The sequence below is a fragment of the Streptomyces zingiberis genome, assembly GCF_012034935.1.
Lineage (GTDB): Bacteria > Actinomycetota > Actinomycetes > Streptomycetales > Streptomycetaceae > Streptomyces > Streptomyces zingiberis.
Map to the genome: position 1 here is coordinate 13,489 of NZ_JAATEN010000019.1, position 10,939 is coordinate 24,427.

Consider the following 10,939-nt stretch of genomic DNA (forward strand, 5'->3'; position numbering starts at 1 on the left):
GGTGCGCTCATCTCGCGTGCGGACCGCGCGGGACGGTGGACGGGCCCGTCCCGGCGGGCAGCACGCGGCAGCCGTGGGGTACGGCTGCGACGGAGAGGTCTAGCTGCGCCACCGGCAGACACGGCAGAGCACGGAGCGGCCCGGTATGGCTGTCCGGCGTCCACGGCGCCGGCGGCGGAGCGCCGGCAGCCCGGCGGCCGCGACCACCGGTGCCGCGCCGGCCGCGGGGGGTGCCGCGGCGCGCGTCGGGGCGTCGGAGGCGCCCTGGATCTGGGGGATCAGGCCGGGAGAGGTGCAGGCGGCACCGTGGTGTGAGTGCCCGGGCTCGCCCTGCGGCGCGGTCGCGGTGTGCGGTGCCGTGCCCCCGGCCGCCGTCGGCGACGGGAGCTGACCCTGGTGGCCCAGGGCGGGAAGGACGGGGCAGTGGAAGAGCCCCGTCAGGAGTAAGGCGCCCAGCACCAGGGCCAGAAGCCGGCGGGGCGAGGGGGGAACGGGCCGGGCCGGGCGGGCGCCGGGGTGGTCGTTCGGCACAGGTCCTCCGTGCGGCGGCTGTCTCCCCCGGTGATGGGCAGGGGAGAGCACAGGGGGAGATCGGCGAGCGGGGGCGGGCACCGCTGTCCGGGCTGTCCGGCCGTTCGGGCCGTCCGGGCCGTTCGGGCAGCGAACGGCCATGCGCGAGACGAGGCGCCGGGATCAGGACGGAGCCCCATGGAGATCAGGACGGACCCACGCATGGTGGACGCGGATGGGCCGCTGATCTCCTGGTGCGGAACCGGCCGGCGGGAGCGCGCCGGAGCTAGACCCGCAAGACGACGGAGGACCTGGATGCCCACGGTGGCGAGGCGGCCGCCCGCACGCCGTCCGGGGAGGCCTGGTGGCCGTCCGCCCAGGGGTGCGGCAGCCCCTCACCCAGCGGAGAGGGGCAGGGGGCGCTGACGGCCACGCCCTGCTGCGGCTGCCCCGGCGTGCACTCCGGTGCGGGGTGCGAGGGGGCGTGGGGGGCGGGGCCGTGGCGGTGCGCGTCGAGGGGACCGGCCTCGGGCGGCGCCTGCTCGGTGCCGGGGAGTGCGGGGGCGGACCGGTCGCCGGGGGCGTCCCGCAGGGCGCTCGCCACGGCGGCGTTGAAGTGCCCCGCGACGCCTTCGGTGCTCACGCCGTGGGCGTAGACGAAACCCAGCAGCAGGGCGGCCAACCCGAGGAGATGCAGTGGGCCGGCCCATGAGCGTGCCCGCCGCGTTCCGCGGGGAGACCGGTTCGTGACCACGCCGTGATCGTAGCGTCTTCTCCGGCGCGGGAATGACGTCTTCCGGGAACCCGCGCGTCGGCACGCCACGGGCCGGCCGCGCCGCCCGTCCGGACCCCGGACCCCGGATCCCGGTCACGGGCCTCCGCGCCGGCTTCGCCTTCGGCCGGAGCCGCGGCCGGCCCGGTCCGGCCGTGTGGCTCCGGAGGCCGCGCGTGGACCGGGCGGACTCGGCTGCCGCGGCAGCCGCTCCGGTGCCGGGTGTGACCGCTGGTCGCCGCGGCCGAGGAGGCCGTCCAGCGACCACGGCCCGGGGCCGCTGAAGACGAGGAGCAGCAGCGCCCAGCAGTACAGCGCGGCCCCCTCGCCGTCGTTCTGCATCGGGAACAGCCCCTGCGGCTGGTGGACGGTGAAGTAGGCGAAGGCCATCGCGCCGGCGCCGAGGAAGGCCGCGGACCGGGTGGCGGAACCCAGCAGCACCAGGACGCCCACCACCAGTTCGATCACACCCGCGTACCACAGTGGCCAGGCGCCCACGGTCTCCGGATCGCGGCCGAGCAGCCCGAAGACGGAGGCCGCTCCCTGGCAGGCGAACAGCAGGCCCACCACGGCCCGGAAGAGGCTCAGGACGTAGGGCCGGTTGCGGTCGAGAGCCGCGGACCGCCGCGAGGTCTCCATGGTGACGCTCCTTGACGAGGTGACGAGGTGACGAGGTGACGAGGTGACGAGGTGACGAGGTGACGAGGTGACGAGGTGACGAGGTGACGAGGTGGCGAGGTGACGGGCCGGTGGGGGCCGCCGACGCGGACACCGGTGGGGTGCGCGCCCTCGCCGAGGGCTACGGATCGCGGCCCGCGATGGTTCACCGGGCGCTCTGCGGCACCGCCCGTCAGCCGTCCAGGGGCAGTCCCTGCGGCTCCTTGATGCGTTTCATCACGATCTGTGAGTTGACCTCCGTCACCCCCGGCAGGGCCGTGATCTTCTCGATCCACAGCCGCTCGTAGGTCTCGATGTCCGCGACCGCGATCCGCAGCAGGCAGCCCGGGCTGCCGAAGAGGCGGTAGGCCTCGACCACGTCGGGGAGGTCCTGGAGCGCCTCCTCGAAGGCCTCCACCGTCGCGCGGTCCCGGCGGACCTCCACCGAGACGAGCACCTCGAAGCCCCGGCCCACCGAGGCCGGGTCGAGCAGCGCGCGGTAGCCGCGGATCACGCCGTCCTGTTCGAGCTGGCGCACCCGGCGCAGACACGGGGAGGGGGAGAGGCCGACCCGCTGGGCCAGCTCCTGATTGGTCAGCCGCCCGTCCTTCTGGAGCTCGCGCAAGATACTGCTGTCGATAGCATCCATGCCGGTATTCTCTGCCAATTCAAGGCGCGTAGACCAGCCTTCTTGGCAACTTATTTCGGGCGAAGCTGGCTAAACTTGCCGGTAGGGCGACACTCCGTCGCCGCCGGTGTGCTCGGACCGGTCGCTCCATCACGCCGGTCGCGCGGCGCTCGGCGTGCACAGCAGAAAGCGTTCACAGCGTTCGTAGCGTTCTTGGCGTTCTCAGTTTTTTCTCCGGATCCGGACGGGCGAGGGGGCAGCATGCGACGGGTCGTCGTGGTCACCACGGGCGGGACGATAGCCAGCCGCTGGCAGGGCAAGGGATACGCGGCGGACGCGGGCGGGCAGGACGTCCTCGCCGCCGCCGATCTGCCCGACGGCGTCACCACCGAGGTGGTCGACCTCTTCACGGTCAACAGCCCGCGGCTGACCACCGCGCACCAGATCACGCTGCTCCGCGCGGTCCACGAGGTGCTGGAGGACCCGTCGGTGGACGGCGTGGTCGTCACCCACGGCACGGACACCCTGGAGGAGTCGGCCTTCCTCCTCGACCTGCACCACGCGGACCGCCGTCCCGTCGTCTTCACCGGTGCCCAGCGCCCGCTGGAGGACGCCGAGGGGGACGCCGCCGGCAACCTCTACGACGCCCTGCTGACCGCCGCGACCGTGCAGGACCTGGGCACGCTCGCGGTCTTCGCGGGCCAGGTGCACGCCGCGCGCGGCACGGTCAAGACGCACACCACGGCCCCCGACGCCTTCCGGGACCCGTCCTGCGGCGCGGTCGGCAGGGTGGGCTTCGGGAAGGTGACCGTCCTGCGCCGGCCCGAGCGCATCGAGCCGCTGCCGCTGCCCTCGCTGGAGGCGCCGCTGCCGCGGGTGGACATGGTCATGCACCACGCGGACGCCGACCCGCTGCTCTTCGAGGCCGCGGTGGAGGCGGGGGCGCGCGGTGTCGTCCTCGTCGCCACCGGGGCGGGCAACGCCACCCCGGCGTTCACCGACGCCGTCGCCCGCGCCACGGAACGGGGCGTCCTGGTCGCCCTCACCACCCGCGTCCCGGCGGGCCCCGTCACCCCGCTCTACACGGGCGGCGGGGCCGTGGACCTGATCGAGGCGGGCGCGGTGCCGACCGGCTCGCTCCGGGCCGGGCAGTCACGGATGGCGGTGCTGGCCGCATTGATGTCCGCCACGGACGGGGACGAACGGACGGCCGCCCTGCGCCGGGTCGTCGACCCGGCCACGGCGCCGGCCCTGGTCTGACCGCGGAGCCGGGGGCGGGGACCGGGCACGGACCGGACCAGGACCGGACCAGGACCTGACCTGACAGCCGGTCCGGAACCGCCCGGCCGCCCGCCCGCCGGAGACGCCCCGCCATGGCGGTCTCCGTTCGCCTGCATAGACTTGGGCCGTTCCCAGCAGGCCGCCCGGTGCGTGTCCTGCGCTCCGCCTCTCGCCGGGAGACCCGACGTGACCGACACCGACCTCAACGAGCGCAGCGCCGATGTCATCGTCGTCGGAGCCGGGCCCGCCGGCTCCACGGCGGCGTACCACCTGGCCCGGTCCGGACTGGACGTCCTGCTGCTGGAGAAGACGGCCTTCCCCCGCGAGAAGGTCTGCGGTGACGGGCTGACGCCCCGTGCCGTCAAGCAGCTCGTCGCCATGGGCATCGACATCTCCGAAGAGGCCGGCTGGCTGCGGAACAAGGGGCTGCGCATCATCGGCGGCGGCTCCCGGCTCCAGCTGGACTGGCCGGAGCTCGCCTCCTTTCCCGACTACGGGCTGGTCCGCCGGCGCCACGACTTCGACGAGCAGCTCGCCCACGCCGCGCAGAAGGCCGGGGCGCGGCTCCACGAGCGCTGCAACGTCGGCGCGCCCCTGCGGGACGACCGCACCGGCCGCATCACCGGCGTCGAGGCAAAGCTCGGCGAGGAGAAGACCCCCGTCACCTTCCACGCGCCGCTGGTGATCGCCGCGGACGGCAACTCCACCCGGCTCTCGGTGGCGATGGGCCTGCACCGGCGGGAGGACCGCCCGATGGGCGTGGCCGTCCGCACCTACTTCACCTCCCCCCGCCATGACGACGACTACCTGGAGTCCTGGCTGGAGCTGTGGGACCGGCGCGGCCCGGAGGACCGCCTGCTCCCCGGCTACGGCTGGATCTTCGGCATGGGCGACGGCACCTCCAACGTGGGACTCGGCATCCTCAACAGCAGCTCCGCCTTCAAGGAGCTGGACTGGCGCGAGATCCTCAAGGCGTGGTGCGCCTCGATGCCGGAGGACTGGGGGTACACCCCGGAGAACATGACGGGCCCGATCCGCGGCGCCGCGCTGCCGATGGCCTTCAACCGGCAGCCGCACTACCACCGCGGCCTGTTGCTGGTGGGGGACGCCGGCGGGCTGGTCAACCCGTTCAACGGCGAGGGCATCGCCTACGCCATGGAGTCGGGGCGGATGGCGGCCGAGGTGATCGTGCAGGCGCAGGCGCGGCAGACGCCGGCCCAGCGCGAACTGGCCCTGCGCCACTACCCGAAGGCGCTCAAGGACACCTACGGCGGGTACTACACGCTGGGCCGCGCCTTCGTGAAGCTGATCGGCAACCCGAAGGTGATGAAGGTGGCGACGGAGCGCGGCCTCACCCACCCGCTGCTGATGCGCTTCACCCTCAAGATGCTGGCCAACCTGACCGACCCGACGGGCGGCGACGCGATGGACCGCATCATCAACGGCCTGAGCAAGGTGGCGCCGCGGGCGTAGCGGCGCGGCGCCCGCCGGCGTCGGCAGCCCGGGCGGCTCCCGGGCATGACACAGCTCCATCACGACCGTGATGTCGAGACCATCGCACGTCGCACCCATCAGTCGACGTGCTGGCCGGCGGATCCGCAGTCGGCTAAATGATCATGACCAGCCGGCCGGGCCGAAAGTGAGGGTCGCCATCCGGAACGTTCCGGATGGCGACCCTCCGTGCTGTCCGCCTGGGCCGGGCGGCGCGTGGACGCCGGTGGGCCCGTGGGGGAGGCGGTGCCGTCAGAGGACGCGGACGGCGCCCGTCGGCGGGTCCCAGTCGAGGTCGCGCTCGACGACGCCCGTGCTGGGGTTCTGCGCGCCCACCCACTTGCCGTCGCCGATGTAGACGGCCACGTGGTAGGCGCTGCCCGCGGAGCCCCAGTACAGGATGTCGCCCGGCTGGAGGGAGCCGAGGGAGACCGGGGTGCCCGCGGTGGACTGGTCGCCCGAGACGCGCGGCAGGGAGACCCCGACGGTCCGGAAGGCGGCGCTGGTCAGGCCCGAGCAGTCGTACGCGGAGGGGCCGGTGGCGCCGCTCACGTACGCCTTGCCGACCTGGGCCTTGACGAACTCCACCACGGAGGCGGCGCTGCCGGTGGCGGCCGAGCCCGCGCCCGGTGTGGCGGAGGGGGCGGTGGAGGGAGCGCTGAGGGTGGTGCGCTCCTGCGAGCGGTCGGACCGCTCGGCGGCGGCCTGGCGAGCGGCCTCGGCGCGGCGCTCGGCGGCCCGTTCGGCCTTGCGCTCGGCCTCCGCCGTGCGCTCCGCCTGGGCGCGGGCCTTCTTCTCCGCCTTCTTCTCGGCGGAGGCGAGAGCCGCGCGCTCGCCGGCGATCTCCAGTTCGAGGGCCGCCTGCTGGGTGGCGGCGGTGGAGGCGGCCACGTCCTCGGCGAACGCGGCGCTGATCGTCGGCATCTCCGCCGTCTGAGTGGCGGGCGCGGCGTTGGCGGAGGATGCGGCCGCCGTCACCGCGATGGTGCTGAGGACGCCACCGGCAATCCCGGAACGCAGCACCTTGACGGGGGCGTTGCGCCGGGGTTTCCGGTGGCGGGGTATGTGAGCGCTATGGGACATGGGTCCCTGGCTATCAAAGGACGATCGTTGCGATCAACAACAGTGTTCTCCGCCACAGCGGTCACCCGCACACCGGCATTAACCGGAATTCGATCTTCAAACCCCGTTACCGGTCTGTGATAGCGCGTCAGCTGTGTGCTTGTGAGCAAGGACTTCAAGGGATTGGCCCGTTTTGTCCAGTGCCTATCACCCCACCCCGCGAAGGGGCCAGGCAGCGGATCCCCGCGCAGGAACGGGAGTGGTGAAGCTCACGAATTCCGGCTCTCCCGGTGGGTGACGGAAATCCGTGATAAGCGGCGGAGCGGGCGGTGACCGGCCGTGGCCAGGCGTTTTCACAGCGCACGCGCGCCGTCCTCCGGTCGCGGTGCCGGGTTCCCGGATGCCCCAAGGGCGCCACCCCGGGAGTGGGGTCGGGCGCGTGTTCCCCGGACCGTTCGAGGTCTCCGGGCATCCGGGGCTCCGGGTGGTGAGGTCTCCGGCGGTCCGGGGCTCCGGGGCTCCGGCTATCGGGGTCTCCGGGTGGGGCGGCAGGGAAATCCGCCCGGAGAAAAAGAGTGGAGTCCTCTGTTCCCTCCCCGCCGGGCAGTTCCGGGAAGTGTGCCGCCGTCTTTGCCGGAAAGCGGCACCGGGCCGGATTTCCCGCCGCCGGACCGTACGCCGGCCGTGCCGTGGCGCGCCCGAACTCGCGTCCGCACGCGCCACGTCGTTGGTGGCCGGTGCGCGGGGGCCCGCCCGGGCACCGGCCCGCCGGCCCTTCGGGGCCGAGCGCGGAACTCCGGCGGCCGGTCGTGCTCGTCCGGTGTGTGCCCCTGCCGCGGGGGCCGCTCCCCTGGGTCCTCGCGCCGCTGCGCCCGCCGCCGCGTTCCGCCGGTGCGCACGCTCCGTCCCGGCGCCGCCGCCACGTGAATCCGCGCACGTTCCAGTGATCTTGGCCACCCGGGGGCGCGCGCCGGAGCCCGCCGAACCGGGTCCGGCGGGTCTAGCACGCGGCGACGACCAGCGCCAATTTGTCTGAGACGCCATGTCTCTGCTAGCTCGCACGCTCCCTGACCTGCGGTAAATCCATCCGTCATCACGTCTTGTGTTCCTCCGAGCGCCTGCGGTAGGGAGAGTTCCGGCGTTCGTCGCGCCGGGCGGCGCCCGGGTGGTGGAGATCACAAAGGCCGAGGTGACCCCCGTGTCGCAGATCACAGAGCGGGCGTCATAGGATGCCCTCGGCCCGGGCTTGTGAACTGCCTCACATAAACACGATCTTCGTGGGGGCGGCCACGGTGCGTCGGCCGCCCCCGGCGCCCGACGGGCGTGGGGACCAGCAGTCACCGTCGACTGGAAGGAGCGAGCAGCGTGAACGCCTATGCACCCATCCTCGTGCTCGGCGCCCTCGGTGCAGGCTTCGCGATCTTCTCCGTGGTCATGGCGTCGATCGTCGGCCCCAAGCGCTACAACCGGGCCAAACTCGAGGCGTACGAATGCGGGATCGAGCCCACGCCGCAGCCGCCCTCCGGTGGCCGATTCCCGATCAAGTACTACCTGACGGCGATGCTCTTCATCATTTTCGATATCGAGATCGTCTTCCTCTACCCATGGGCCGTCTCCTTCGACGCCCTCGGGATTTTCGGACTCGTCGAGATGCTCCTCTTCGTGCTCACCGTCTTCGTCGCCTACGCCTACGTGTGGCGCCGCGGCGGACTCGACTGGGACTGACCGGGACTGACTGGGACTAGGGGAACGAAGGAGAAGCCATGGGTATCGAAGAGAAACTGCCGAGCGGTTTTCTGCTGACGACGGTGGAGCAGGCGGCGGGCTGGGTCCGCAAGTCCTCACTCTTCCCGGCCACGTTCGGGCTCGCGTGCTGCGCGATCGAGATGATGACGACCGGGGCCGGCCGCTACGACCTGGCCCGCTTCGGCATGGAGGTGTTCCGCGGCTCGCCCCGCCAGGCCGACCTGATGATCGTCGCGGGCCGGGTGAGCCAGAAGATGGCCCCGGTGGTGCGCCAGGTCTACGACCAGATGCCGAACCCCAAGTGGGTCATCTCCATGGGTGTCTGCGCCTCCAGCGGCGGCATGTTCAACAACTACGCGATCGTCCAGGGCGTGGACCACGTCATCCCCGTGGACATCTACCTGCCCGGCTGCCCGCCGCGCCCCGAGATGCTGATCGACGCGATCCTCAAGCTGCACGCCAAGATCAAGGAAGAGAAGCTCGGCGTCAATCGCGAACAGGCGGCCCGGGAGGCGGAGGAGGCGGCGCTCAAGGCGCTCCCCGTGATCGAGATGAAGGGCCTGCTGAGGTGAGCGAAGCGAACGCGGGAGGGAACGCGCCCACGGGCCGGGAGGCCGGTGCGAGCGGGGCCAACCCCGACCAGGATCTCAACGCGCAGAACCTGCCCGGGCAGCGCGGCCGGCACGGCGAGGTCATCGGCGTCCGGCGCGGCATGTTCGGTGCCGAGGGCGGCGGCGACACCTCGGGCTACGGCGGGCTGGTGCGCAGCGTGCGGCTGCCCGGCCCGGCCGTCCGGCCGTACGGCGGCTGGTTCGACGAGGTCGCCGACGAACTGGAGGGGGCCCTGGAGGAGCAGGGGCTGAACCCGGCGGAGGCGCTCGAGAAGACGGTGGTCGACCGCGGCGAGCTGACCTTCCACATCGCCCGCGCCCATCTGCCGCAGGTCGCGCGGACGCTCCGGGACGACCCGGCGCTCCGCTTCGAACTGTGCACCGGCGTGAGCGGGGTGCACTACCCGGGGGACACGGGCCGTGAGCTGCACGCCGTCTACCACCTGCGCTCCCTGACCCACGGCCGGCTGATCCGGCTGGAGGTGAGCGCGCCGGACGGCGACCCGCACATCCCGTCGCTCGTCGAGGTCTACCCGACCAACGACTGGCACGAGCGCGAGACCTACGACTTCTTCGGGCTGATCTTCGACGGCCACCCCGCGCTCACCCGGATCATGATGCCGGACGACTGGCAGGGCCACCCGCAGCGCAAGGACTACCCGCTCGGCGGCATCCCCGTCGAGTACAAGGGCGCCCAGATCCCGGCTCCCGACCAGCGGAGGTCGTACCACTGATGCCGCGCATCCCCGGGGGGCGACCGGCCCCCGAGACCCACCGGCAGCGGGCCGCGGGGGCACCCATGCCCGCCGGCCGCCCGGCCCCCACCCCGCGAGGAGGGACCCGATGACGACCTCGCATCCGCAGGAGCAGGCCCAGGAGCGCGAGACCACCGAGGGCAAGGTCTACACCGTCACCGGCGGCGACTGGGACGAGGTGGCGCAGGCCGCCGCCCAGGCCGACGACGAGCGCATCATCGTCAACATGGGCCCCCAGCACCCGTCCACGCACGGCGTGCTCCGGCTCATCCTGGAGATCGACGGCGAGACGGTGACCGAGGCCCGCTGCGGCATCGGCTATCTGCACACCGGCATCGAGAAGAACCTCGAGTTCCGGACCTGGACGCAGGGCACCACGTTCGTCACGCGCATGGACTACCTCACGCCGTTCTTCAACGAGACGGCGTACTGCCTGGCGGTCGAGCGGCTGCTCGGCATCGAGGGCGACGTCCCGGACCGGGCGAACGTCATCCGCGTGATGATGATGGAGCTCAACCGGATCTCCTCGCACCTGGTGGCCATCGCCACCGGTGGCATGGAGCTGGGCGCCACCACCGTGATGATCTACGGCTTCCGCGACCGCGAACTGGTCCTGGACCTCTTCGAGCTGATCACCGGCCTGCGGATGAACCACGCCTATGTGCGCCCCGGCGGTCTCGCCCAGGATCTGCCGCCCGGCTCCGTGGACGCCGTCCGCGCGTTCATCAAGCAGATGCGGAAGAACCTCCCGGAGTACGACGCCCTGTGCACCGGGAACCCGATCTTCAAGGCCCGGCTGCGGAACGTCGGCCACCTCGATCTGGCCGGCTGCATGTCGCTCGGTGTCACCGGGCCCGTGCTCCGTTCCACCGGGCTCCCGCACGACCTGCGCAAGACCGACCCCTACTGCGGTTACGAGACCTACGACTTCGAGGTGGCGACCGCCGACACCGCCGACTCCTACGGCCGGTTCCTGATCCGGCTGGAGGAGATGCGGCAGAGCCTGCGGATCGTCGAGCAGTGCCTGGACCGGCTGGAGCCGGGCCCGGTGATGGTCGCCGACAAGAAGATCGCCTGGCCCGCGCAGCTCGCCCTCGGCCCCGACGGCCTGGGCAACTCCCTGGACCACATCAAGAAGATCATGGGGACCTCGATGGAGGCCCTCATCCACCACTTCAAGCTGGTCACGGAGGGCTTCCGGGTCCCGCCGGGCGAGAGTTACGTGGCGGTGGAGTCGCCCAAGGGCGAACTCGGCGTGCACGCCGTCAGCGACGGCGGCACCCGCCCCTACCGGGTCCACTTCCGGGACCCCTCCTTCACCAACCTGCAGGCCGTGGCGGCGATGTGCGAGGGCGGCCAGGTCGCCGACGTCATCGTCGCCGTCGCATCCCTCGACCCCGTGATGGGAGGCGTTGACCGGTGAGCG

At 72.3% G+C, this 10,939-nt stretch carries 11 protein-coding genes; 6 read left to right on the forward strand and 5 right to left on the reverse strand.

Features of this window, described 5'->3' with window-relative positions:
- Positions 1-99 precede the first annotated feature (99 nt).
- The 4 genes from HCK00_RS20855 to HCK00_RS20870 form a co-directional block, all read right to left on the reverse strand.
- Positions 100-531: a hypothetical protein gene (locus tag HCK00_RS20855; RefSeq protein ID WP_168103555.1), complete on the reverse strand. Its 432-nt coding sequence runs from the start codon at positions 529-531 to the stop codon at positions 100-102.
- A 265-nt stretch (positions 532-796) separates the two neighbouring features.
- Complete coding sequence (locus HCK00_RS20860; RefSeq protein WP_206320679.1) at positions 797-1,192, reverse strand: hypothetical protein; 396 nt, start codon at positions 1,190-1,192, stop codon at positions 797-799.
- Positions 1,193-1,378: 186 nt separating this feature from the next.
- Positions 1,379-1,921, reverse strand: coding sequence for a DoxX family protein (locus HCK00_RS20865; protein ID WP_168103557.1), 543 nt, complete (start codon positions 1,919-1,921; stop codon positions 1,379-1,381).
- 211 nt (positions 1,922-2,132) lie between these two features.
- Positions 2,133-2,588: an Lrp/AsnC family transcriptional regulator gene (locus HCK00_RS20870; protein WP_168103558.1), complete on the reverse strand. Its 456-nt coding sequence runs from the start codon at positions 2,586-2,588 to the stop codon at positions 2,133-2,135.
- Positions 2,589-2,828: 240 nt separating this feature from the next.
- Here HCK00_RS20870 and HCK00_RS20875 point away from each other — a divergent pair, with 240 nt between their 5' ends.
- Both HCK00_RS20875 and HCK00_RS20880 read left to right on the forward strand, forming a co-directional pair.
- On the forward strand, positions 2,829-3,827 hold the full coding sequence (locus tag HCK00_RS20875; protein WP_168103559.1) for an asparaginase: 999 nt from the start codon (positions 2,829-2,831) through the stop codon (positions 3,825-3,827).
- A gap of 207 nt (positions 3,828-4,034) precedes the next feature.
- Positions 4,035-5,321 carry a geranylgeranyl reductase family protein gene (locus tag HCK00_RS20880; protein ID WP_168103560.1) on the forward strand — a complete coding sequence of 429 codons (1,287 nt, stop codon included), beginning with the start codon at positions 4,035-4,037 and terminating at the stop codon, positions 5,319-5,321.
- Positions 5,322-5,591: 270 nt separating this feature from the next.
- Here HCK00_RS20880 and HCK00_RS20885 read toward each other — a convergent pair whose 3' ends face one another.
- Complete coding sequence (locus HCK00_RS20885; protein WP_168103561.1) at positions 5,592-6,422, reverse strand: C40 family peptidase; 831 nt, start codon at positions 6,420-6,422, stop codon at positions 5,592-5,594.
- A gap of 1,344 nt (positions 6,423-7,766) precedes the next feature.
- On the opposite strand from HCK00_RS20885, the gene HCK00_RS20890 reads away from it, so the two are divergent.
- The 4 genes from HCK00_RS20890 (at position 7,767) to HCK00_RS20905 (ending at position 10,936) form a co-directional block, all read left to right on the forward strand.
- Positions 7,767-8,126: an NADH-quinone oxidoreductase subunit A gene (locus tag HCK00_RS20890; RefSeq protein WP_168103562.1), complete on the forward strand. Its 360-nt coding sequence runs from the start codon at positions 7,767-7,769 to the stop codon at positions 8,124-8,126.
- Between the two features lie 38 nt (positions 8,127-8,164).
- A complete protein-coding gene (locus tag HCK00_RS20895) occupies positions 8,165-8,719 on the forward strand; it encodes a NuoB/complex I 20 kDa subunit family protein (RefSeq protein WP_168103563.1) in 555 nt (184 codons plus the stop codon).
- Complete coding sequence (locus tag HCK00_RS20900; protein WP_168103564.1) at positions 8,716-9,492, forward strand: NADH-quinone oxidoreductase subunit C; 777 nt, start codon at positions 8,716-8,718, stop codon at positions 9,490-9,492. The genes HCK00_RS20895 and HCK00_RS20900 overlap by 4 nt, the downstream gene beginning before the upstream one ends.
- A 109-nt stretch (positions 9,493-9,601) precedes the next feature.
- Positions 9,602-10,936 carry an NADH-quinone oxidoreductase subunit D gene (locus HCK00_RS20905; RefSeq protein WP_168103565.1) on the forward strand — a complete coding sequence of 445 codons (1,335 nt, stop codon included), beginning with the start codon at positions 9,602-9,604 and terminating at the stop codon, positions 10,934-10,936.
- The last annotated feature ends 3 nt before the right edge of the window (positions 10,937-10,939 follow it).

Coding starts and splice junctions, on each gene's coding strand:
- HCK00_RS20865 (WP_168103557.1), bottom strand. CDS start 1,921: ATGGAGACCTCGCGGCGGTCCGCGGCTCTCGACCGCAACCGGCCCTAC.
- HCK00_RS20885 (WP_168103561.1), bottom strand. CDS start 6,422: ATGTCCCATAGCGCTCACATACCCCGCCACCGGAAACCCCGGCGCAAC.
- HCK00_RS20875 (WP_168103559.1), top strand. CDS start 2,829: ATGCGACGGGTCGTCGTGGTCACCACGGGCGGGACGATAGCCAGCCGC.
- HCK00_RS20895 (WP_168103563.1), top strand. CDS start 8,165: ATGGGTATCGAAGAGAAACTGCCGAGCGGTTTTCTGCTGACGACGGTG.
- HCK00_RS20870 (WP_168103558.1), bottom strand. CDS start 2,588: ATGGATGCTATCGACAGCAGTATCTTGCGCGAGCTCCAGAAGGACGGG.
- HCK00_RS20905 (WP_168103565.1), top strand. CDS start 9,602: ATGACGACCTCGCATCCGCAGGAGCAGGCCCAGGAGCGCGAGACCACC.